This window comes from Bradyrhizobium sp. 45 (genome assembly GCF_023073155.1).
Lineage (GTDB): Bacteria > Pseudomonadota > Alphaproteobacteria > Rhizobiales > Xanthobacteraceae > Bradyrhizobium > Bradyrhizobium canariense_D.
In genome coordinates, this window is record NZ_JADPIX010000154.1 from 105,195 (window position 1) to 125,545 (window position 20,351).

Here is a 20,351-nt window from a genome sequence, read left to right on the forward strand (position 1 = left end):
GTCGCTGGACAAACGGTTAAGCGGCAGGCGCCGGCGCTTCGTTAAATCCGCGACAATTCAGGTGCGAGGATTGTTCCCAATACATACTCCCTGGCAGTAGCGGCGGAAAATGCTGCTTTTTCCCGGCCGACGGGTCCGAGAGTGCTTAAGAGAGATTTTACCATTCGGGCAGTCGGTCCGCGGTTCCGGGACGGGTTGGTTATCCTGGATGGTCCGTCATCCGTTCCGGGCGGCGATGTTTGATTTGTTGACGGGACCTAATCATTTGTACATTGGTACAAATAAACCGGCGGCCTTGTGCCGCCCACCGGCGCGTGAGTGGATTGCAGCCTGTGCCAGATCGCGGGATCCGGTCCAGCGGATCGCAAGCCACGTCTTGGAGGACACCATGCAGCCCGAACCGATCCTCGATCTCGCTCATCTCGGCCACATGGAGCTGTTGACACCCAAGCCGGACGAGAGCCTGAAATTCTTCGTCGACGTGATGGGCATGACCGTCAGCGGACAAAAGGGCGAGTCGGTCTATTTGCGCGGCTGGGACGATTACGAGCGCTATTCGCTCAAACTGACGGCGTCGAAGACATCGGGCATGGAGCACATGGCGTTACGTGCGCGCAGCCAGCAGGCGCTGGAGCGTCGCGTCGCGGCGCTGAAAGGGTCCGGCTTCGACATCGGCTGGATCGACGGCGACATGGGGCAGGGGCCGACCTTCCGCTGCCGCGATCCCGATGGACACATCGTCGAGCTCTACTACGAGACCGAATGGTATCAGGCGCCGCCCGAGCTGAAGCCCGCACTGAAGAACCAGGCGCAGCGCTTTCCCGCGCGCGGCGTCAATGTCCGCCGCCTCGATCACCTCAATTGCCTCGCCGTGGACATCAAGGCCAACCGGGAGTTCTTCGAGAATTATCTCGGCTGCCGCCTCACCGAGCAGATCGTGCTGAACGACGGCCGCGAAGCGGCGATGTGGCTGACGATGTCGAACAAGAGCTACGATTTCGCCTATTCGCTCGACCATTCCGGCACGGCCGGCCGCTTCCACCATGTCACTTACGCGCTCGACAGCCGCGAAGAGATCCTGCGCGCTGCCGACATCTTCCTGGAGAACGGCATCCACATCGAGACCGGCCCGCACAAGCACGCGATCCAGCAGACCTTCTTCCTTTATGTCTACGAGCCCGGCGGCAACCGCGTCGAAGTCGCCAATGCCGGCGCGCGCCTCATCCTCGCGCCCGACTGGAAGCCGATCGTGTGGACGGAAGACGAACGCAAGAAGGGGCAGGCGTGGGGCCTCAAGACGATCGAGTCGTTTCACACGCACGGCACGCCGCCGGTGCAGCACAAGAAGTAGCGCTCAGTTCGCGGCGGCTCTCACACGCGCAATCGTCTCCTTCACACCGATCCATGCTGGCCTGTCGGGTGCGAACTGCTTGCGCAGGAAGGTGACCAGCTCCTCGACCTGCGCATCGCTCATGCTGTTCTTGAAGGCCGGCATATAGCCGAGATTGCTCGACACCGGCTCGGCGATGCCGTGCAGGATGATTTGCACGAGATTGTCCGATGTGGCGCTGTGCAGGTTGCTGTTGAGGGCGAGCGAGGGGCGGCTGCCGAACAGCGCCAGGCCGCCGACCTCGTGGCAGACGGCGCAGGCGCCCTGATAGAGGCGCGCGCCGGTTGAGGACGCCATCTTGACTTGCGTTGAAGCTTCTAGCTTCAGAGCGATCGCATCCTGCGCTTTCCTATCGGTCGCGGTGTCATTGAACGAGTTGAGATAGACGGCCATGGCGCGGATGTCCTGGTCGGGCAGGGCCGCCAGATCCCTGACGATCGGCGCCATCGGCCCAGCGGCGACGCCATGATATCGCGAGTGGCCCGTGCGCAAATAGGCGAAAAGCTCGTCTTCGTTCCACGGGATCGGCGCTTGCGACAGCGACGTCAGCGGCGGCGCCTCCCAGCCCTCGGCAAAACCGCCGGCGAGATAGGCGTCACGCTGCTCGGCGCCGAGCGTGTTGCGCGGCGAATGGCAGGCGCTGCAATGGCCGAGACCTTCGACGAGATAAGCGCCGCGATTCCAGACCTCGGATTTCGCGGGATCAGGCTTGAACTCTCGCGTCTGGTGGAACAGCGCATTCCATCCGGCAAGTAGCGGGCGGAGATTGAACGGAAAGGCGAGCGTATTCGCAGGCTGCGTCGCGCGCACCGCAGGCTGTGCCATTAGATAGGCATAAAGCGCCTGCATGTCGGCATCGCCAGTCTTCGAAAAGTGCGTGTAGGGGAAGGCGGGATAGAGTTGCCGTCCGTCGCGATGCAGCCCGTCGCGCATCGCACGCTCGAATGCGGGATAGGACCAGGCGCCGATGCCGGTCTCGACGTCGGGCGTGATGTTGGTCGCGTAGATCGTGCCGAACGGCGTCTCCAGCGCGCGGCCACCGGCGTTGAGCGCACCGCCGATCATGGTGTGGCACTCCGCGCAATTGCCGAGTGCGGCCAGTTGTTGCCCGCGCGCGATCGTCGCTGCGGAATAGACCGATGGGTCTGGCCGCGCGATCGGTGCGATGGCGCGGCCGGGCAAAACAGCCGCACCGATGCCAATCGCCGCGGTGCAGACGGCCGCGACCGTCGCGAAGATGCCGGCGCGTTTGGCGAATGGATTCTCCCAGATACGGGATGGTTGTGGCGCAGCGGGAGCGGGCAGCGCCTGCCGCGTGGCCGGCCCGCCGCTGTGCAATCCATTCAGGATGCGCTCGGGCGTGAACGGCGGCTCGCGAAATCGCACGCCGGTGGCATCGAAAATCGCGTTCGCAATCGCAGCCGCACTCGGGACCGAGGCGGATTCGCCGACGCCGAGCGGCGGCTGGTCCGGCCGCGGCAGCAACAACACGTCGATCTTGGGCACGTCAGGGAAGGGGATGATCGGATAGGCGCCCCATTCCCGCGCCGCGACTGCGCCGCGCTCGAACGAGACCTCCTCCATCAGTGCGCGGCTGGTTGACTGGATGACGTTGCCATGGATCTGGTGGCGCACACCGTCCGGGTTGATCATCAATCCGGAGTCCTGCCCAGCAACCACGCGCGTCACGCTGACCTCGCCGGTCGACTTGTTCACGGCAACGTCGGTGACCCAGGCCGACCAAGCCGCGCCATAGCCGGGGAATTTGCTGTGGACGTAGAGCGCATAGGCAAAGCCGCGCCCATGCACGATCTCGCCGTCTTTCTCTTCGCGCACCGGCCGCGGCGTCCAGCCCGCGCGCTCGGCGACAGCATGGACGAGATCGACGGCGCGCTGGTCCTTCAGGTAACGCAGACGATATTCGACCGGGTCAACCCCGGCCTCGGTCGCGGCCTCGTCGATATAGGATTCATGCGCAAAGGTGTTGGGCAGGGCCGAGACGCCGCGAAACCAGGACGCGCGCACGATCGGCGTCATGTCGTGGGCGACGACGCGCATGTGGCCGTAATCGTAAGGCGGGATCGCGGTGCGGTCGCCCATCTGGAGGACGTCCGGCCTCGGCGATATCCGTCCCGTCAGCAACAGCGCCAACGTCGGCGCGGCATTCGACGGATAGCGCGTAGCGAGATCGTAGGCAGCGACGTCGCCCGCCGCATCCAGGCCGCCATTGACGTCGATGAGCTGCGCGGCGCCTTTGGGCTCCCAGGCGTGTTCCTGCTCGCGCGTCAGCTGTACGCGCACGGGCCGGCCGACCGCGCGCGAGAGCAACAAAGCGTCCGCGGTGACATCGTCGGCGCAGTTGCGGCCGTAGCATCCGGCGGCCTCCAACCTGATGACCTCGATCTCGCTCTCGGGACGCTCGATCAGCAGTGACAGGTCTGCGCGCAGCACGTGCGGGTTCTGCGTGCCCGACCAGACACGGATGTTGCCGTCCTGGAAGTCGGCGACCGCGCAGGACGGGCCGATCGAGGCATGCATCTGATATGGCCAGACGTAAGTGCGCCGCATCGGTTTGGCCGCGCCGGCAATGGCAGCATCGACATCGCCCTTGTCGATCAGCGTGCGCGGCGTGGACGGGTTGGCACGAAGCGCCGTCTCGACGTCGGCGAGATCGGTCAGTTCAGGCGTCGGTCGCCAGCTCACCGCAAGCTGCTCCGCCGCGCGGATCGCGTTCTCCTCGCGCTCCGCGACGATTCCGACGAAATCGCCGATGCGTACGACGGCCATGATGCCGGGAATGTCGCGCACCGAGGATTCATCGACCGAAATCAGGCTGGTGCCGACGAACGGGCCGGCGTCGACGCCGGCATAGGGCGGGCGCACCACGCGGCCGTGCAGCATGCCCGGCATACGGATGTCGTGCACGAACGTCAGCTCGCCCGTGGCCTTGGCGGGCAGGTCGACGCGTGGCATCGATTGGCCGACAATGGCGTAATCGCCGACCGGCTTGACGGCGACGTCGTCGGCAAGCTCGAGACGAATGGTCTCTCCGCCGATCAACTCGCCATAGCTGACGCTGCGATTGTCGTGCCCGCGCACGAGGCCGTCTTCGATCCTGAGATCGGCTGCCGGCAGCTCCAGGCGCTCGGCCGCACGTGCGATCAGGAAGTGACGCGCCTGCGCGGCGGCTTTGCGCAGGGGAACGGCAGTGATCTGAATGGTCTCGCTTGCGATCGTGGCGCCCTGGTTCGGCACCGTTGCGGTGTCGCCGAGCACCACGACGAGGCGGGCAAAGGAGACGTCGAGCTCTTCAGCCACGATCTGGCCAAGCGCCGTGCGGATGCCGGTGCCGAGATCGACATGACCATTGTAGGCTGTGACCGAACCGTCCGCGGTGATGCGGACGAAGGTCTCGGATGTGCACTCGTCCACCGTGCGGACGACGACGAGCGAGCCGGATTGCAGCTCAGCTCCGTTCGGATGCGGGGAGGCCATCAATCACCGGCCTCGGCAAGCTGACCAGACGCACGCATCACGGCGCGAAGGATTTCGATATGCGTGCCGCAGCGACAGAGATTGTAGCGCAGCGCCGCCAGCGCCTCCTGTTCGGTGGGCTGAGGGTTGATCGCAAGCAGCGCTTTGGTGGTCATGATCATGCCGTTGAGACAATAGCCGCATTGCGCGGCCTGCTCGTCGATGAAGGCCTGCTGCACCACATCCGGCTTGTCGCGGGTACCGAGCCCCTCGAGCGTCACGATGTCGCGGCCGGCGCAGCCACTGATCGGAATGACGCAGGAGCGCGCCGCCGCGCCATCGATCAGGACAGTGCAGGTGCCGCATTCACCGAGGCCGCATCCGTATTTCGCACCGTTGAGCGCGAGATCGTTGCGCAGCACGTAGAGCAGCGGCGTGTCTCGCGCCGCAGTGATCTCGTGGATTCTGCCGTTCACGGTGATGCGGATCGGTGTCTGCGTCATCCTCGTTCCCAAGTCGAGTCGTTGAGCGCCGCGGCCAAGGCTTCGCGAATTCCAAGTCCGCGCAAAATCTACGTTGCGACGATACCGTTTGTACACAAACGTGCAAGCCAGACATGCCGCAGTGCAGCGCGAGTGCCTTCTTTGTGGACAGGGCGGATAGGCAAATGAGGTTTTATGCGGCAGGCGTATGTTTTGCGCCGCACCGCCGCTTGACAGTCATCGGGAGGGCGCGCAACATCGTTCGTGTACAAATGATAACTGCACTGTCGGCTGGCTTTGACATGGTGACTGAACCTACGAGCGCCGCCATCGACAAGATCCGCTGCGATGCGTGTCCGGTGATGTGCTACATCAAGCCGGGCGCGGCGGGCGCCTGCGACCGCTATGCCAATCACGAGGGCAAGCTCGTCCGCGTCGATCCGCATGTGATCCTGGAGCGCACCGTGTCGCATGGCGGCAAGCTCGTTCCGTTCAGCCGCACCGAAGATTGGGACGGCAAGATCGTCCACGAGCCTTCCACCTTTGTAACGGCGATCGGCGCGGGGACGACCTATCCCGACTACAAGCCGGCGCCGTTCATCGTCTCGGCGGAGGTCGACGGCGTCGACATGGTGACTGTCGTCACCGAGGGCATCTTCTCGTACTGCGGCATCAAGGTGAAGATCGACACCGACCGTTATCTCGGGCCGGAGACGGCGACCGTCCGTGCACAAGGCGAGGCGGTCGGTCATGTCACCACCAGCGAATACGGTTCGCAGATGCTGTCGCTCGGCGGCGTGCACCATCTGACCGGCGGCTCCAAGAAGGAAGGCCGCGTCACCTGCGACACGCTGATGGACCTCGCAAATTGCAAGGCGGTCGAACTCACCATCGACGGCGGCGCGAGCGTGGTGGTGCAGGCCGGCCAGCCGCCGATCGTCAACGGCATGAAAGAAGAGCGCATGCGCGTCGGCTGCGGCTCGGCGACGATCGGCATGTTCGCCAAGCAATGGCACGGCAAGGTCGACGAGGTCGTCGTGGTCGACGACCATATCACCGGCGTGCTCTCGGAGCACCAGGCCGGCAAGCTGCTCGACATCGCCGACACAGGCATCAAGATGAAGGGGCGCCGCTCGACGCCCGGCCGCTATTTCCAGGTCGCCGATCCCGGCACGGGTTGGGGCGGCACCAATATCTCCGATCCGCTCGCAATCCTGGGACCGTTCGACGCGAAGGAGGCCAGGCCTGGCCTCTCGATGCTGATGGTCTCCACGACCGGCGAGCATTCGTCCTATTACGTGCTCGACGAAGCCTTGAAGCCGGTCGAGACCGAGATGCCGGATGACCTCAAGTTTTCGGTCGAGCGCATTCAGGAGAATTGCGAACCGGCGCTGTGTACGGTGCTGTTCATGGCGGGCGCCGGTGGTTCCTTGCGGGCGGGCGTGACCGACAATCCGGTGCGGCTGACGCGCTCGGTGAAGGACGCGCTGACGCGCGTCACCAGTGGCGGCGCGCCGGTCTATGTTTGGCCGGGCGGCGGCATCACCTACATGGTCGACGTGACACAGATGCCGGCGGGGGCATTCGGTTACGTGCCGACGCCCGCGCTGGTGGCGCCGATCGAATTCACGATGAAGCTGTCGGACTATGCGGCGCTCGGCGGGCACATGGATTATGTGAAGCCGCTCGCCGAAGTTCAGGGCGGCGACGATGTCCGCCAATTGCCCTGGCAGAACCCGATCCCGGGACCCCGGGCATGACAAGGCTCCCGCAAATCGCGTTGCTGTCTGACGGCCGGCGGCTGCATTTGCAGGATGGACCGATTGACCTGATCGTCGAGGCGAGGGGGGCGGCCGACGCAGTGCGCGAGGCCTATAAGGCTGCGGCCGAACGGTTCACCGGGCTTCTCGACGAGCTCTGCGCGGAACTGCCGGAACTGCGGACCGTTGTCGAGGAGCGGACCTCGTTGAGAGGCGTTGTGGCGCATCGCATGCACGCCGCGGTGGCGCCCTATGCCGGTGATGGCTTCATCACGCCGATGGCCGCTGTGGCAGGCAGCGTGGCGGAGGAGGTGTTGGGCGCAATGCTGAACGCTGCGGCGCTCGATCGGGCCTATGTCAACAATGGCGGAGACATTGCCCTGCATCTCGGCGAGGGCGAGCATTTTTCGGTCGGCCTGATGGACCGGCCCGATCGCGACGGCGTGATGCGGACAATCAGGGTGGACGCCGATGATCCCGTGCGTGGCATTGCGACCAGCGGACGGCACGGCCGCAGCTTTTCCCTCGGGATTGCCGATGCGGTGACCGTGCTGGCCGGAACGGCGTCGCAAGCCGACGCGGCCGCGACGATCGTTGGGAACGCCGTCGATCTGCCGGGGCATCCCGCCATCATCCGAAAACCTGCGAACGAACTTCAGCCCGACAGCGATCTTGGCGCGCGGCTCGTGACCCGCAACGTTGGTGGATTGTCGCAGAACGAGATCACCACCGCGCTCGAATCTGGCGCGGAATGTGCACGGCAATTATTCGATCGCGGATTGATCGAGGGTGCCGTGTTGCAGCTTTGTGGTGATATGATTGTCATCGGGACCAAGGATATTGAACGGCAACGATCGCGCCCGCTTGCACAAGAGAACGCGGTCCATGCCTGAACTGGGAAGCGGTTTGAGGAAACAATCATGAGCGCGATCATCCGCAAGATCGTCACCGTCGTCGAAGAGACGCAGATGGAGATGGGCCGCCAGGTCTCACCGCCGACGCGGCGTGCGGCGGCGATCGCCGTGATCGAGAATCCGTTTGCTGGAAAGTATGTCGAGGATCTCTCGCCGCTGATCGCGATTGGCGAGGAGCTCGGCGAGCTGCTCTCGAAGCGCGCGGTGGCGGCGCTCGGCATCGACGGGTCCAAGGCGCAGAGCTATGGCAAGGCCGCGGCCGTCGGCGAGAATGGCGAGCTGGAGCATGCAGCCGCCATCCTTCACCCGAAAATGGGCGCGCCGGTGCGTAAAGTGCTGGGCAAAGGCGCTGCGCTGATCCCGTCGTCGAAGAAGCGCAGTGGACCCGGCACGACGCTGGACGTTCCGCTGGGCCACAAGGATGCAGCCTTCGTGCGCAGTCATTTCGATGGCATGGAAGTGCAGATCAACGACGCGCCGCGCGCCAACGAGATCATGGTCGCGGTCGCCGTCACCGACAGTGGCCGTCCTTTGCCGCGCGTCGGCGGGCTGACCGTTGCGGAGATCAAGGGCGAAGACGGACTGCGTTAATCTTTTCAGAAAGTGGAGGTTGGGATGCGAGCAAAGAACTATTTTGTCGGGGCGGCGTTCGCGCTGTTGGCAAGCGGCATGGCTCATTCGGCCCTTGCGCAGGACATCAAGATCGGCGAGATCAACAGCTACTCGCTGCTGCCGGCGTTCACTGAGCCCTATCGCAAGGGCTGGCAGCTAGCGGTCGAAGAGATCAATGCGGCCGGCGGCATCAACGGCAAGAAGCTCATCGTCGTCTCCAAGGACGATGGTGGCAAGCCGGCAGATGCGCAGACCGCGGCCAACGAGCTGGTGTCGAGCGAGGGCGTGGCGATGCTGACGGGTACGTTCCTGTCGAACATCGGTCTTGCGGTCAGCGACTTCGCCAACCAGAAGAAGGTGTTCTTCCTGGCGGCCGAGCCTCTGACGGACGCCATCACCTGGTCGAAAGGCAACAAGTACACGTTCCGACTGCGTCCTTCGAACTACATGCAGGCCGCGATGCTGGTGGAAGCGGCCAGCAAGCTGCCGGCAAAGCGCTGGGCGACGATCGCGCCGAACTATGAATACGGCCAGTCCGCGGTCGCGGTGTTCAAGAAGCTGATGTCGGAGAAGCGGCCCGACATCCAGTGGGTCGATGAGCAGTGGCCGCCGCAGGGCAAGATCGACGCCGGTCCGGTGGTGCAGGCGGTTGCCGCGGCCAATCCCGAAGCGATCCTCAACGTCACCTTCGGCGCCGATCTCGTCAAGCTCGTGCGCGAAGGCAACACCCGCGGCCTGTTCAAGGGACGCGAGGTCGTCTCCTTCCTCACCGGTGAGCCGGAATATCTCGATCCACTCAAGGAGGAGACACCCGAGGGTTGGATCGTCACCGGCTATCCCTGGTACTCGATCAAGACGCCCGAGCACGACGCGTTCCTGAAGGCCTATCAGGCCAAGTACAACGACTATCCGCGCCTCGGCTCGATCGTTGGCTACCAGACCATCAAGTCGGCGGCGGCGATCCTGGCGAAGGCCAATTCGAGCGATCCGGAGAAGCTGATCACTGCGGCGGAAGGACTTTCGATGCCGTCGCCGCTGGGCGAGATCACCTTCCGCAAGATCGATCACCAGTCGACGCTCGGTGCCTATGTCGGCAAGACCGCGCTGAAGGACGGTAAGGGCGTGATGGTGGACTCGTCTTACAAGAAGGGCGCGGACTATCTACCAAGCGATGCCGAAGTCGAGAAGCTGCGTCCGAAGGATTGATCCAAAGTGAGACCGGGGCCTCGTGGTTCGAGGCGCGCGGCGCAGCCGCGCTCCTCACCATGAGGGTCCCGGACCTTCCTGAGGAGGCGCGTAGCGCCGTCTCGAAGGATGAAGCCTAATATTGCGACTTACGCTTAACCCGGACCGCAGATGGCCTTTTACGTCGTACAGTTTCTGACCGGTCTCGCCAGCGCAGCGTCGCTTTTCCTGGTGGCGTCGGGCCTGTCGATCATCTTTGGCGTGACGCGGATCGTGAATTTTGCGCATGGCGCCTTTTACATGATCGGCGCCTATGTCGCCTTCACGCTGACGGAGCGCCTGTCAGGTGCATTCGGCTTCTGGGGCGGCATCGTGGTGGCGGCGTTCGCGGTGGCGCTGATCGGCGTCATCGTCGAGATGGTGCTGCTCCGGCGCATCTATCACGCGCCCGAGCTGTTCCAGCTGCTTGCGACCTTCGGCCTGACCTTGATGGTCGAGGACCTCGTCGTCCTGATCTGGGGCCCAGACGATCTCGTGGGGCGCCGTGCGCCCGGCTTCAAGGGGGCGATCGACTTCTTCGGCCAGAACATTCCGAGCTATGATCTGTTTCTGATCGTGCTCGGACCGGTCGTGCTCGGCATTCTCTGGCTCTTGTTCCAGCGCACGCGCTGGGGCGTTCTGGTGCGCGCAGCGACGCAGGACCGCGACATGGTCGCGGCGCTGGGCGTCAATCAGAAATGGTTGTTCACGAGCGTGTTTGCGGTCGGCGTTTTCCTCGCCGCTCTCGGCGGTGCGCTCCAGATCCCACGCGATGCCGTGCATCATGCGATGGATTTGCGCATCATCGTCGAGGTCTTCGTCGTCGTGGTGATCGGAGGCCTCGGTAGCATCATCGGCGCTTTCGTCGCGGCTGTGCTGGTCTCCGAGCTCAACGCCTTCGGCATCCTGATCTTTCCAAAAATCTCTATCATCCTGGTCTTCCTGGTGATGGCGGTGGTGCTGATCGTGCGGCCCTGGGGCTTGTTCGGCAGGCCCGAGGCGCCGGCCCGCAAGACGCCCGGTCTCACCGTCAATCCCTGGCGACCGCTGACGTCGAATGAGCGGTTGGCTGCGTTTGCAGCGCTCGTCGTCGCGGCGACACTACCGCTGTTCGCCGGCAATTATGCACTGACCGTCGGCTCGGAGATCGCGATCTCAGTGATCTTCGCCGTCAGCCTGCACTTCCTGATGTCGGTCGGCGGGCTCGCGTCCTTTGGTCACGCCGCCTATTTCGGCCTCGGCGCTTACGGCGTCGCTTTCCTCGCCAAGATGGCCGGACTGCCGATGATCGTCTGCCTGTTGCTCGGTCCGCTGCTCGGCTGCATGGGCGCTGCCGTGTTCGGCTTCTTCGCGGTGCAGCTCTCCGGCGTCTATTTTGCGATGCTGACGCTCGCCTTCGCGCAGATCGTCTGGTCGATCGCGTTCCAGTGGGTGAGCGTCACCGGTGGCGACAACGGCATCCTGGGCGTCTGGCCCTCGAGCTGGGCGGCGAGCCCATCGCATTTCTATTGGCTGTCGCTCGGTGTTGCGGCGCTCGTGACGATCGCTTTGCGGGCCATGGTGTTCTCGCCGTTCGGCTATGCGCTGAGGGCGACGCGCGACTCGCTGCTGCGCAGCGAAGCGGTCGGCATCAACACCAAGCGTATCCAGTGGACCGCCTTCGTGATCGCGGGCACGACCGCGGGCATTGGCGGCGCGCTGTTCGCCTACCTCAAGGGCAGCGTCTTTCCGGACAATCTCGGCATCTCGCTCTCGGTCGACGCCCTTGTCATGGTGCTGCTCGGCGGCGTCGAGACGGTGTCGGGCGCGGTGATCGGCGCCATCGTCTACAAGGCCTTGAACATCTGGCTGGTCAGTCAGACCGACCTGTCAAAACTCGTGCTCGGCGGTTTCATCGTTCTGATCGTCGTCGTCTTCCCCAAGGGCATCGTCGGCATGCTGGAGATGCTAGCGCAGCGCCGCAGGAAGACATCGCCGCCGGGGTCACCCTTGCTTGCCAAGCCGATCGAGTCCGCCGAATGAGCGTCGCGCCCCCACTTCTCGCGGTCGAAGGACTGACCAAATCCTATGGCGGCGTCCATGCCGTGCGCGGCGTCTCGTTCTCGCTGCGCGCCGGTGAAATCCTGGCGCTGATCGGACCGAACGGCGCGGGCAAGAGCACCTGTTTCGACATGCTCAATGGCCAGAACAAGCCTGATACCGGCCACGTCCGCCTGCTCGGCGAGGACACAACCGGCAGGAAGCCGCGCGAGATCTGGCGGATGGGCGTGGGGCGCACTTTCCAGATCACCGCGACTTTCGCGACCATGACGGTGCGCGAGAACGTGCAGGTCGCGCTGATTTCGCACGGCAAGCAATTGTACAATCTTTGGGGCTCGGCGCCGAACTTCGACCGCGGCGAAGCCGGGCGACTGCTCGAGCTGGTCGGCATGGGGGGCTATGCGGATCGCCCCTGTGGCGAGCTTGCCTACGGCGACCTCAAGCGGCTTGAGCTCGCCGTCGCGCTCGCCAACCAGCCAAAGCTGCTGCTGATGGACGAGCCGACCGCCGGCATGGCGCCGCGCGAGCGCGTCGATTTGATGCGGCTGACCGCGCAGATCGCTCGGGAAAAATCGATCGGCGTTCTCTTCACCGAGCACGACATGGACGTGGTGTTCGAGCACGCCGACCGCATCATCGTGCTCAACCGCGGCACGCTGATCGCCGAGGGCTCGCCGGCCGAGGTCCGGGGCAATCCGCAGGTGCAGGCGGTCTACCTCGGCGAGGGCCTCCTCTACGATGCCGGGCCTCGCGAGGGAGCATCGGCATGAAGCTCACGGTGCAGGACCTCAATAGTCATTACGGCCCGGCCCATATCCTGTTCGACATCGGCTTCGAAGTCGGCGAGGGGGAAGTCGTGGCATTGCTCGGCCGCAATGGCGCCGGCAAGTCGACGACGTTTCGCTCGATCGTCGGGCTCGTCGCGCAGCGCTCAGGACGGATCATGTTCGAAGGCAAGGATGTCTCGGCGCGTCCGACACATGAGATCGTGCGGGATGGGCTTGGTTACGTGCCGGAGGAGCGGCGTATCTTCACCGATTTGACGGTGGAAGAGAATCTCGAGGTCGGCCGCCAGCCGAAGCGCCCGAACGCGCCGCACTGGACTCGCGACAAGCTGTTTTCGCTGTTCCCTAACCTCGGCGAGATGAAAAATCGCCCGGGCGGCCGCATGAGCGGCGGCGAGCAGCAGATGCTCACCATCGCGCGCACGCTGATGGGCAATCCATCGCTGGTGCTGCTGGATGAGCCCTCGGAAGGCCTGTCGCCGAAAATCGTGGAGCAGATGGTCGAGGCCATCCTGACCATGAAGAAGGAGGGCGTCAGCATCGTCGTCTCCGAGCAGAATCTGCATTTTGCGCGGCTGATCTCCGATCGCGCCTATATCATCGAGCGCGGCCGCATCTGCTTCGGCGGCACCATGGCCGAGCTCGACGCGCGTCCGGATATCCGCGACGCGCATCTGTCGTTGTGAAGGCAAAGGGCAAGGGCATCGAGCGGATGGCGAGAAGCGTCGCGGCGAAGAAAAGCGTCAAACCGGCAAAGCCGCCTTATGTGCTCGACGAGCAGGTCGGCTTCATCCTTCGCCAGGTCTGGCAGCGCCACAGCGCGATCTTCTCTCGCGAGATCGGCACCAACATTACGCCGACGCAATGGGCGGCGCTGTCGAAGCTCGCCGAGGCCGGGCCATGCTCGCAGAACCAGCTCGGGCGCCTGACGGCGATGGACGTGGCGACCATCAAGGGCGTGATCGATCGGTTGACGGCGCGCGGCCTCACCGAGACCAGCCAGGATCCGGAGGATGGACGGCGGCTTCTGGTCAGCCTGACGCGCGCGGGCCAGCAATTGGCGGAAAAGGTCGCGCCGAATGCGCTTGCGATCACACGAGAGACGCTGGCGCCGCTCGAGGCAAAGGAGCGCGAGATGCTGATGGCGCTGTTGAACAAGCTGCGGTGAGGCGCGACTAACCTCGGTGAAGGTCTTGTCGAGGTTTTTGACATGAGAGCGGCGACCCGGTTTGCTATGGCTCTGAGCATGAGTGTGATGCTGGCGGGCCAGTCTGCTCCCGCCCTGGCGGCGCAAGCCTATGAGGGGTTCTGGGCGTCAACCAAAAAGGATTGCCGCGACGAGGACAGCGCCAACCGCATGAGCATCGAGGGCGGCAACCGTCTCTATTGGTACGAGACCCGGTGCCGCGCCAGCGAGATCACTGCCGACGGGAAGCTCGCCTGGAAAATGAAGCTCGCCTGCGAAGGCGAGGGTGAGAAGTATCGCTCCAGTCCCCGGGTTTCCATTGCCGCGGACGGCAAGCTGGTGATGGACAACAGCCCGGTCGGGCCGGGCAAGCGCCAGACCTATGTGCGTTGTGAGATAGCGAAACCGCGGTGATCCTGCTACGTCTTCCCCGGCCATTTTGCGCGATAGCGGATTTCGCTGCCATCGGCGAACCGCCGCCACGTTCCGAACTCCGGCGTATGCGGAGCCGAGGCCGTCAATCCGATCGGGTAGATTCGGCTGGGCTGTCCCTGGATGTTGACGGCGAGTTGCCGGTGCGAGGTTCGGAACGCCAGTTCGACTTCGCCTGCGATGACGGGCTGATCGCCGTCACTATGGAAGCCAGCTGCGTTCAATTCGCCCGGCATGGTGTTGAGGTCCGTCTGCAATTCGATGGTGATATCTTGCGGTGATTTCGGCACTGTTGCGCCGGCCGGAAGGCGAACCTCGAAGACGAGCAGAGGAGTGGCGCCGTTTCGGTTGAGCCAGGGCGTGGCCGTCATGTACGCGACGCCCAGGTAGGTGGCGGCGGCGGCCACGCAAAGCAGGACCACGACACCAAGCGATTTCAGGCTGTTGCGCGCGAGACCGCTATTGCCTGCATCCGTGCCGGAACGCGTCACCAGCCAGCTGGCAAGCACCACGCCAGCGATCGCTCCGATGGGTGAGTAGACGAACAGTGCCAACAGGCCAGACGTGATCGGGTCCGCCCGGTTGCCCAGATCGAGCACTGAAAACAGCACAAAGGTCGTGACATAACCTCCGACCGCACCGGCTACACCGGCGGCAATCCGCGACGAATTCTTCATGTCTCCCTCGGCGTTCCAGCAATGAACTGCCTGCGTTAGACGCAGCAGGCCGACGACTTGTTCAATGCTGTCAAGGGAGCACGGGAGCGGCGAGCCGCTCCGGCTGCGTCACTTCGCCACCACCTCGGGCACCCTGCCGGCCGGCGGGGTGTTGCGGCTGCGCTGGGTGCGCACGATACCGTCAATGATGGTCATGCCGATGCCGGGGAGGTCGCCGAGTTGGACGCTGTCCAAAATGTTCTTGCCGGCCGAGTGCTGCGCCTTGTCCATGATGACGAAATCGGCCGAGCGGCCCACTTCGATCAGGCCGCAATCCAATTCGCGCATCCGCGCCGTGTTGCCGGTGGCCAGGCAAAACGCGACCTCGGCCGGGAGGTCGCCAAGCGAGGACAGCATCGACACCATGCGGAGAATGCCGAGCGGCTGCACGCCGGAGCCGGCCGGCGCATCGGTGCCGAGGATGACGCGGTGCAGATCGCCCATCTCGCGCGCAATGCGCAACGTGAACAGCGCCGAGCGCTCGTTGCCATTGTGAACGAGCTCGAGGCCGCGCTTGCAGCCCTCGCAGATGCAGCGGATCTGGTCGTCGGGAAGCGCGGTGTGACCGCCATTGATGTGGCCAACCACGTCGGTGTCTGCCTCAAGCACCACATCCTTGTCGATCAATCCGGAGCCGGGGATCGAAGGACCGCCGGTGTGGATCGTGCTCTGGATGCCATATTTGCGGGCCCAGCCGACCATTTTTCGCGCCGTGGGGCCGTCCTTGACGCCGCCCAGGCCGACTTCGCCGAGCAGCTTGACGCCGGCTGCGGCCAACTCCTTGAAGTCCTCCTCCACCATCTCGCACTCGATCACAGGCGCGCCGGCGTGAACCTTCACGCCGCCAGGCCGCAGATTCCAGAATGCACGCTGCGCGAAGATGGCCATCGCCTTCAACCCCACGACGTCGCGCGGGCGGCCGGGCATATGCACCTCGCCGGCGGAAATCATCGTGGTGACGCCGCCATGCAAATTGCTGTCGATCCAGCCGATCTGGTTCTGGCGCGGCGTCCAGTCGCCCGCAACAGGATGGACATGGCTGTCGATCAGGCCGGGCGCCACCGTGGTGCCGTTGGCCTCGACGATGGTGGTCGCGCCTTCGGTGTTGAGGTCCTTGAAGCGGCCGATCGCGGTGATCTTGCCGTTCTCGGCGACGATGGTGTCGCCGTCCAGGATCGGCTTTTCCAGCGCGCCGGACAGGATCAGGCCGATATTGCGGATCACGAGCTTCGAGGGTCCGGTGGCCTGGGGTGCGTCATGCGCCATGGAATGGGTCCTTGTCCTTAACTGCAACGCTTCCGATCTTGGGCAGCCTTGACCGCGGGATCAAGCCGGATTATTCATTAGTATACAAATGATCGTATACAAACGACGCATAGCTGCCGCCTTGAAAACCGCCACGACGCGCCACGGAAGGGTGAGATGAGCAATTTCAATCAGGAAGCCGTTTTGAGCGTCCACCACTGGACCGACACGCTGTTCTCCTTCAAGACCACCCGCAGCCCGACCTTCCGCTTCCGCAACGGCGAATTCACCATGATCGGGCTCAAGGTCGGCGAGAAGCCGCTGCTGCGGGCCTACAGCGTCGCCAGCGCCAATTACGAGGACACGCTGGAGTTCTTCTCGATCAAGGTCGCGGACGGCCCGCTCACCTCACGGCTCCAGCATCTAAAGGAAGGCGACGAGATCATCGTCAGCCGCAAGGCCACCGGCACGCTGGTGATCGACAATCTGGAAGACGGCCGCAACCTCTACCTCATCGGCACCGGTACGGGCCTTGCGCCGTTCCTGAGCGTGATCAAGGACCCCGAAACCTACGAGCGGTTCGAGAAGGTCGTGCTGCTGCACGGTTGCCGACACGTGAAGGAGCTCGCCTATGGCGAGATGATCACCGAGACGCTGCCCAAGGACGAGCTGATCGGCGAGTACATCCGCAACCAGCTGATCTACTATCCGACCGTGACGCGCGATCCCTTCCGCAATCGCGGGCGCATCACCGATCTCATCACCTCGGGCAAGCTGTTTTCCGACATCGGCCTGCCGGCACTGGAAGCCGCCCACGATCGCGTCATGATCTGCGGCAGCCCGGCGCTGGTGGCGGATACCCGCGTGCTCCTCGGCGAGCGGGGTCTTGTCGAGGGCAATCACGGCGAGCCGGCCCAATTCGTGGTCGAAAAGGCCTTCGCCGAGCGCTGAGCCCGGAACCCCCGCGCAAGAAGACCGTATTTTCGCCGCCGCGCGCCCGTTGCGGCGTCGATTCGGCACGCGATACACTGTGGGAACGAATCAGCGGAGTTCCCACATGGTTGCGGACAGCGACAGCAATATCGCCTGGCACCGGGTTCAGTTGAAGAAGAACCGCGCCGAGTTGAAGGCGCTCGAAACCGCGCGCTTCACGATGGGCGAGATCGCGTCTTCGAAGCGGAACGGCCAGACCCAGAAGGCGCTCGGGGAACTCAAGCGCAAGATCGTGCAATCCGAGCGCGTGATCGCCGATCACGACAAGCGCACGCGCCGTCCGCTCACCACCGACCTGCGAAGCCTCAGCAACGGCAGCTGGAGCAATTGGGACGCCTACACCAACCAGCAGCAGCGCAAGATCGGCCCGCGTTCGCCGGGGCGGGGGTAGACTCGACTCTCACGCCTGCACCGAAGCCGAAGCGGAGGTTCCGTATCCCTTGCGCGGGCGGCGTCGTGCACCATCTTGGTGAGACCCCGTCAACCGCTTCGGTGATCACATGGCACCACGCCTCGATTTCACCAGCGAGGCCTTCTTTCGCGATCCGCCCAAGGCGATCGCAACGTTGCGCATGTCCGGTCCTGTGGTCGCGGCGCGATTTCCTCTCGTCGGCGATGTTTGGATCACCACGACCCATGAGGCCACCGCGCAGGTCCTGAAGGACGGCACCGATTTCACGCTGCGCAAGGAGGATGGGGACGTCGCGGGTTTGCGCTGGTGGATGCCGAACTACGTCAGAACCATCGCCAACAACATGCTGACAATGGACGAGCCTGACCACACAAGGCTGCGCAGCATTGTTGACGAGGCCTTCCGCCGCCGCGCGATCGTCGCGATGGAGCCGCGCATCCGCGCCATCGCGGACGGTCTCGCCGACGAGCTGTTCCTAGCAGGAAGCCCGGCCGATCTCGTCCAGCGCTATGCGCGCATCCTGCCGCTCGCGGTGATCTCCGAGCTGCTCGGATTGCCGTTGGCCGATCGCCCCCGCTTCGTCGCCTGGGCCAATACGATGTCCTCACTTACGAACGTCGCCAGCTTCTTCCGCATGCTGTTCGCGTTCCGCAAGATGCGAGCCTACCTCGAACGGCAGCTGCAGATTGCCCGCGTGCGGGGCGGCGAAGGCCTGATCGCGGAGCTGGTTCAGGTCGAGCGCGAGGGCGGCCAGATCACGCCGGGCGAAATGGTGTCGATGGTGTTCCTACTGCTCGCGGCCGGCTCCGAGACCACCACGCATCTCATCAGCGGTTCTGTCTACGAGCTCCTCAGAAATCCCGGCGTCCGCGACTGGCTGGCACAGGACTGGAGCCGCGTCGGGCTTGCGGTGGAGGAATTCCTGCGCTTCGTGTCGCCGGTGCAGTTCTCCAAGCCCCGCTATGTGAGGCGGGATATCGAGCTCGCGGGCGTGCGTCTCAAGAAGGGCGATCGCGTCATGGTGATGCTCGCCGCCGCGAACATGGACCCGGCGATGCATGAGCGCCCCGAGAGCCTCGATCCCGCGCGCAAGCCGAACCGTCACATGTCCTTCGGAACGGGCATCCATTTCTGCCTCGGCCATCAACTCGCGCGCATCGAGGCAGCGTGTGCCCTGGAAGCGTTGTTTGTGCGATGGCCGCGGCTTGGCTTTGCTGTGGACGTGTCTCAGATCCACTGGCGCAAGCGACCGGGCATGCGAGCGATCGCGAACCTCCCTGTCGTGCCCGACGGCCACGCAGCACAGGCGACAGCATCAGCTGGATCGATGTTGATTCGTTCCCAGCCAGTGGCCTGCTGAGACTTACACCTTGCGGAAAATTTCTCTGCACTCGTCGGTAGGAACGGCATGCCGTTGCTCTAGTTGTTTTTGCGACATCGAAAGCCGCGACGAGTTCCTCCGGTCGATGTCGCAGATCAACAACAGGAGACAGCATCATGACCGGCAAGATGCCACCTGTTCCCACCGAGAATCAAAGTCCGAAGGGAACCGGCGACAGCAAGCAAGTGTCCTCGACTGCCCCGCGCGGCCAGCAACGTGCGCAAAATCCGGACCAGCAAGGGCAGCAGGGCAACATCAAGCAGAACACCACCAACCAAGGCTATCAGCAAGATCGCTGAGGAGCGGACCCTCATGTCGACATCCACCAAGACACCGAACAGCATCCGTCAGGGCGGACCAGGCGCATCGCATGAGAATGCGAAGGCACCGCTCGAAGTGAAGAAGCCACCGGCGGACGACCCGCAGCGCAACCACAGCCGCGTCTCCGGCGGAGGTGGCGAGCACGATTCACACCACAGGCATGACGAGGCCGGAAAAGGCGGAGGCAGGTGAGGCATGACCAACAAGCAACCCAAACTCTACGCACCGACGGAAAAGGATCTGCAAAATAACCCCATGATCGGCGGATCGAAGGGCGCAACGATGGCCGGTATCTCGCCTGAGGACCTCGAGGACGCCTTGGGCGAGAACACGATCGAAGGCGACGTCGAGAACGACGTGAACGCCGCTGGCGGCATCGACAAGGACATCGCACGCAGTGGCACGCACCGAAGAGGCCGATAGCTCCGGAGGACGAGCATGCAAGGCAAGAAGACCCACGAGCAACAGGTTCGCATCCTCGAGCGCAAGCCGGATGTTCCAGACGCGCGAGAGCTTGAGCGCGCCCTCGGCCACAATCCGGAGAATACGGCCGTTCACCGGGCGCGACCTGAGGCGCGACAGAGTGAATTCCCGGTGAGCCGAGGCGGCCTCAACCAGGAAAGCGATCACAACAAGCACAATGATTCCGGCCAAAGCGGACACAAGCCGCCGAAACCGACGCCGGCACAGCAGAAGCATTGAGCTGCACGGGCGATCAAAGCAAGAGGAGAAAAAGATGCCAGGTGGTCGTGGCAGCAAGACGCATTTCAGATCGGGCATGCACGGCAAGGGCGACGGCAGCGGCGCCATGACCGACGTGCCCAAGGAGAAGATCGGCGACAACATGGTGCTGTCAAACCGCGACAAGGCGCAGCACTCGGACATTCGCGGCATGGACGGCAAGGCGATCCAGACCGAACAATATCAGGACCACTCGGCCAACCGGCTCGACGAGGAGCCGGGCACCGACGAGGCCTGAGAGCG

22 protein-coding genes are annotated in these 20,351 nt (G+C 64.0%); 18 read left to right on the forward strand and 4 right to left on the reverse strand.

What is annotated here, in order from left to right:
* The first annotated feature begins 388 nt into the window (after positions 1-388).
* A complete protein-coding gene (locus IVB42_RS37565; RefSeq protein WP_085353038.1) occupies positions 389-1,351 on the forward strand; it encodes a catechol 2,3-dioxygenase in 963 nt (320 codons plus the stop codon).
* A 3-nt stretch (positions 1,352-1,354) separates the two neighbouring features.
* On the opposite strand, the gene IVB42_RS37570 is transcribed toward IVB42_RS37565, so the two are convergent.
* Both IVB42_RS37570 and IVB42_RS37575 read right to left on the reverse strand, forming a co-directional pair.
* A complete protein-coding gene (locus IVB42_RS37570; protein WP_247398299.1) occupies positions 1,355-4,885 on the reverse strand; it encodes a molybdopterin cofactor-binding domain-containing protein in 3,531 nt (1,176 codons plus the stop codon).
* The gene (locus IVB42_RS37575) at positions 4,885-5,367 is read right to left on the reverse strand and encodes a (2Fe-2S)-binding protein (protein ID WP_247398296.1); all 483 of its coding nucleotides are present in this window, start codon (positions 5,365-5,367) and stop codon (positions 4,885-4,887) included. The genes IVB42_RS37570 and IVB42_RS37575 overlap by 1 nt, the downstream gene beginning before the upstream one ends.
* A gap of 281 nt (positions 5,368-5,648) precedes the next feature.
* Here IVB42_RS37575 and IVB42_RS37580 point away from each other — a divergent pair, with 281 nt between their 5' ends.
* The 9 genes from IVB42_RS37580 (at position 5,649) to IVB42_RS37620 (ending at position 14,281) form a co-directional block, all read left to right on the forward strand.
* Positions 5,649-7,106: a 6-hydroxynicotinate reductase gene (locus IVB42_RS37580; protein WP_247391233.1), complete on the forward strand. Its 1,458-nt coding sequence runs from the start codon at positions 5,649-5,651 to the stop codon at positions 7,104-7,106.
* The gene (locus IVB42_RS37585; RefSeq protein WP_247398292.1) at positions 7,103-7,999 is read left to right on the forward strand and encodes a UPF0280 family protein; all 897 of its coding nucleotides are present in this window, start codon (positions 7,103-7,105) and stop codon (positions 7,997-7,999) included. The genes IVB42_RS37580 and IVB42_RS37585 overlap by 4 nt, the downstream gene beginning before the upstream one ends.
* Positions 8,000-8,026: 27 nt before the next feature.
* Complete coding sequence (locus tag IVB42_RS37590; RefSeq protein WP_085352760.1) at positions 8,027-8,611, forward strand: amino acid synthesis family protein; 585 nt, start codon at positions 8,027-8,029, stop codon at positions 8,609-8,611.
* 24 nt (positions 8,612-8,635) lie between these two features.
* The gene (locus IVB42_RS37595; RefSeq protein ID WP_247398290.1) at positions 8,636-9,838 is read left to right on the forward strand and encodes an ABC transporter substrate-binding protein; all 1,203 of its coding nucleotides are present in this window, start codon (positions 8,636-8,638) and stop codon (positions 9,836-9,838) included.
* Positions 9,839-9,988: 150 nt separating this feature from the next.
* Positions 9,989-11,878 (forward strand): ABC transporter permease, encoded by a 1,890-nt coding sequence (locus IVB42_RS37600; protein WP_085352762.1) that lies wholly within the window; start codon positions 9,989-9,991, stop codon positions 11,876-11,878.
* Positions 11,875-12,666 carry an ABC transporter ATP-binding protein gene (locus tag IVB42_RS37605; RefSeq protein WP_085352763.1) on the forward strand — a complete coding sequence of 264 codons (792 nt, stop codon included), beginning with the start codon at positions 11,875-11,877 and terminating at the stop codon, positions 12,664-12,666. The genes IVB42_RS37600 and IVB42_RS37605 overlap by 4 nt, the downstream gene beginning before the upstream one ends.
* Entirely contained in the window at positions 12,663-13,367 is a 705-nt protein-coding gene (locus IVB42_RS37610; RefSeq protein WP_007592446.1) for an ABC transporter ATP-binding protein, read from the forward strand. The genes IVB42_RS37605 and IVB42_RS37610 overlap by 4 nt, the downstream gene beginning before the upstream one ends.
* Before the next feature lie 26 nt (positions 13,368-13,393).
* Positions 13,394-13,849 carry a MarR family transcriptional regulator gene (locus IVB42_RS37615; protein ID WP_007592445.1) on the forward strand — a complete coding sequence of 152 codons (456 nt, stop codon included), beginning with the start codon at positions 13,394-13,396 and terminating at the stop codon, positions 13,847-13,849.
* A 42-nt stretch (positions 13,850-13,891) separates the two neighbouring features.
* Positions 13,892-14,281 (forward strand): hypothetical protein, encoded by a 390-nt coding sequence (locus IVB42_RS37620; protein ID WP_018459313.1) that lies wholly within the window; start codon positions 13,892-13,894, stop codon positions 14,279-14,281.
* A gap of 5 nt (positions 14,282-14,286) precedes the next feature.
* Here IVB42_RS37620 and IVB42_RS37625 read toward each other — a convergent pair whose 3' ends face one another.
* Together IVB42_RS37625 and IVB42_RS37630 are read right to left on the reverse strand one after the other, a co-directional pair.
* Complete coding sequence (locus IVB42_RS37625; RefSeq protein ID WP_247398287.1) at positions 14,287-14,976, reverse strand: hypothetical protein; 690 nt, start codon at positions 14,974-14,976, stop codon at positions 14,287-14,289.
* A gap of 108 nt (positions 14,977-15,084) precedes the next feature.
* The gene (locus IVB42_RS37630; RefSeq protein WP_018459312.1) at positions 15,085-16,281 is read right to left on the reverse strand and encodes an amidohydrolase family protein; all 1,197 of its coding nucleotides are present in this window, start codon (positions 16,279-16,281) and stop codon (positions 15,085-15,087) included.
* 156 nt (positions 16,282-16,437) lie between these two features.
* Here IVB42_RS37630 and IVB42_RS37635 point away from each other — a divergent pair, with 156 nt between their 5' ends.
* The 8 genes from IVB42_RS37635 to IVB42_RS37670 all read left to right on the forward strand — a co-directional run bounded on the left by IVB42_RS37635 (position 16,438) and on the right by IVB42_RS37670 (position 20,346).
* Positions 16,438-17,211, forward strand: coding sequence for a ferredoxin--NADP reductase (locus tag IVB42_RS37635; protein WP_018459311.1), 774 nt, complete (start codon positions 16,438-16,440; stop codon positions 17,209-17,211).
* Positions 17,212-17,317: 106 nt separating this feature from the next.
* Positions 17,318-17,644, forward strand: a complete 327-nt coding sequence (locus IVB42_RS37640) for a hypothetical protein (RefSeq protein WP_018459310.1) — start codon at positions 17,318-17,320, stop codon at positions 17,642-17,644.
* A gap of 109 nt (positions 17,645-17,753) precedes the next feature.
* The gene (locus IVB42_RS37645; RefSeq protein ID WP_247398284.1) at positions 17,754-19,025 is read left to right on the forward strand and encodes a cytochrome P450; all 1,272 of its coding nucleotides are present in this window, start codon (positions 17,754-17,756) and stop codon (positions 19,023-19,025) included.
* A 137-nt stretch (positions 19,026-19,162) separates the two neighbouring features.
* Positions 19,163-19,345 (forward strand): hypothetical protein, encoded by a 183-nt coding sequence (locus tag IVB42_RS37650; protein ID WP_247398281.1) that lies wholly within the window; start codon positions 19,163-19,165, stop codon positions 19,343-19,345.
* A gap of 13 nt (positions 19,346-19,358) precedes the next feature.
* Positions 19,359-19,559: a hypothetical protein gene (locus IVB42_RS37655; RefSeq protein ID WP_007592432.1), complete on the forward strand. Its 201-nt coding sequence runs from the start codon at positions 19,359-19,361 to the stop codon at positions 19,557-19,559.
* 3 nt (positions 19,560-19,562) lie between these two features.
* Positions 19,563-19,790: a hypothetical protein gene (locus IVB42_RS37660; protein ID WP_247398278.1), complete on the forward strand. Its 228-nt coding sequence runs from the start codon at positions 19,563-19,565 to the stop codon at positions 19,788-19,790.
* Positions 19,791-19,805: 15 nt separating this feature from the next.
* Positions 19,806-20,069, forward strand: coding sequence for a hypothetical protein (locus IVB42_RS37665; RefSeq protein WP_018459305.1), 264 nt, complete (start codon positions 19,806-19,808; stop codon positions 20,067-20,069).
* A gap of 34 nt (positions 20,070-20,103) precedes the next feature.
* Positions 20,104-20,346, forward strand: coding sequence for a hypothetical protein (locus IVB42_RS37670; RefSeq protein WP_247398277.1), 243 nt, complete (start codon positions 20,104-20,106; stop codon positions 20,344-20,346).
* Positions 20,347-20,351 lie beyond the last annotated feature (5 nt).

Excerpts from the sequence above, each read along its gene's own strand:
- IVB42_RS37565 (WP_085353038.1), top strand. The coding sequence starts at position 389 with ATGCAGCCCGAACCGATCCTCGATCTCGCTCATCTCGGCCACATGGAG.
- IVB42_RS37570 (WP_247398299.1), bottom strand. The coding sequence starts at position 4,885 with ATGGCCTCCCCGCATCCGAACGGAGCTGAGCTGCAATCCGGCTCGCTC.
- IVB42_RS37575 (WP_247398296.1), bottom strand. The coding sequence starts at position 5,367 with ATGACGCAGACACCGATCCGCATCACCGTGAACGGCAGAATCCACGAG.
- IVB42_RS37580 (WP_247391233.1), top strand. The coding sequence starts at position 5,649 with ATGGTGACTGAACCTACGAGCGCCGCCATCGACAAGATCCGCTGCGAT.
- IVB42_RS37585 (WP_247398292.1), top strand. The coding sequence starts at position 7,103 with ATGACAAGGCTCCCGCAAATCGCGTTGCTGTCTGACGGCCGGCGGCTG.
- IVB42_RS37590 (WP_085352760.1), top strand. The coding sequence starts at position 8,027 with ATGAGCGCGATCATCCGCAAGATCGTCACCGTCGTCGAAGAGACGCAG.
- IVB42_RS37595 (WP_247398290.1), top strand. The coding sequence starts at position 8,636 with ATGCGAGCAAAGAACTATTTTGTCGGGGCGGCGTTCGCGCTGTTGGCA.
- IVB42_RS37600 (WP_085352762.1), top strand. The coding sequence starts at position 9,989 with ATGGCCTTTTACGTCGTACAGTTTCTGACCGGTCTCGCCAGCGCAGCG.
- IVB42_RS37605 (WP_085352763.1), top strand. The coding sequence starts at position 11,875 with ATGAGCGTCGCGCCCCCACTTCTCGCGGTCGAAGGACTGACCAAATCC.
- IVB42_RS37610 (WP_007592446.1), top strand. The coding sequence starts at position 12,663 with ATGAAGCTCACGGTGCAGGACCTCAATAGTCATTACGGCCCGGCCCAT.
- IVB42_RS37615 (WP_007592445.1), top strand. The coding sequence starts at position 13,394 with ATGGCGAGAAGCGTCGCGGCGAAGAAAAGCGTCAAACCGGCAAAGCCG.
- IVB42_RS37620 (WP_018459313.1), top strand. The coding sequence starts at position 13,892 with ATGAGAGCGGCGACCCGGTTTGCTATGGCTCTGAGCATGAGTGTGATG.
- IVB42_RS37625 (WP_247398287.1), bottom strand. The coding sequence starts at position 14,976 with ATGAAGAATTCGTCGCGGATTGCCGCCGGTGTAGCCGGTGCGGTCGGA.
- IVB42_RS37630 (WP_018459312.1), bottom strand. The coding sequence starts at position 16,281 with ATGGCGCATGACGCACCCCAGGCCACCGGACCCTCGAAGCTCGTGATC.
- IVB42_RS37635 (WP_018459311.1), top strand. The coding sequence starts at position 16,438 with ATGAGCAATTTCAATCAGGAAGCCGTTTTGAGCGTCCACCACTGGACC.
- IVB42_RS37640 (WP_018459310.1), top strand. The coding sequence starts at position 17,318 with ATGGTTGCGGACAGCGACAGCAATATCGCCTGGCACCGGGTTCAGTTG.
- IVB42_RS37645 (WP_247398284.1), top strand. The coding sequence starts at position 17,754 with ATGGCACCACGCCTCGATTTCACCAGCGAGGCCTTCTTTCGCGATCCG.
- IVB42_RS37650 (WP_247398281.1), top strand. The coding sequence starts at position 19,163 with ATGACCGGCAAGATGCCACCTGTTCCCACCGAGAATCAAAGTCCGAAG.
- IVB42_RS37655 (WP_007592432.1), top strand. The coding sequence starts at position 19,359 with ATGTCGACATCCACCAAGACACCGAACAGCATCCGTCAGGGCGGACCA.
- IVB42_RS37660 (WP_247398278.1), top strand. The coding sequence starts at position 19,563 with ATGACCAACAAGCAACCCAAACTCTACGCACCGACGGAAAAGGATCTG.
- IVB42_RS37665 (WP_018459305.1), top strand. The coding sequence starts at position 19,806 with ATGCAAGGCAAGAAGACCCACGAGCAACAGGTTCGCATCCTCGAGCGC.
- IVB42_RS37670 (WP_247398277.1), top strand. The coding sequence starts at position 20,104 with ATGCCAGGTGGTCGTGGCAGCAAGACGCATTTCAGATCGGGCATGCAC.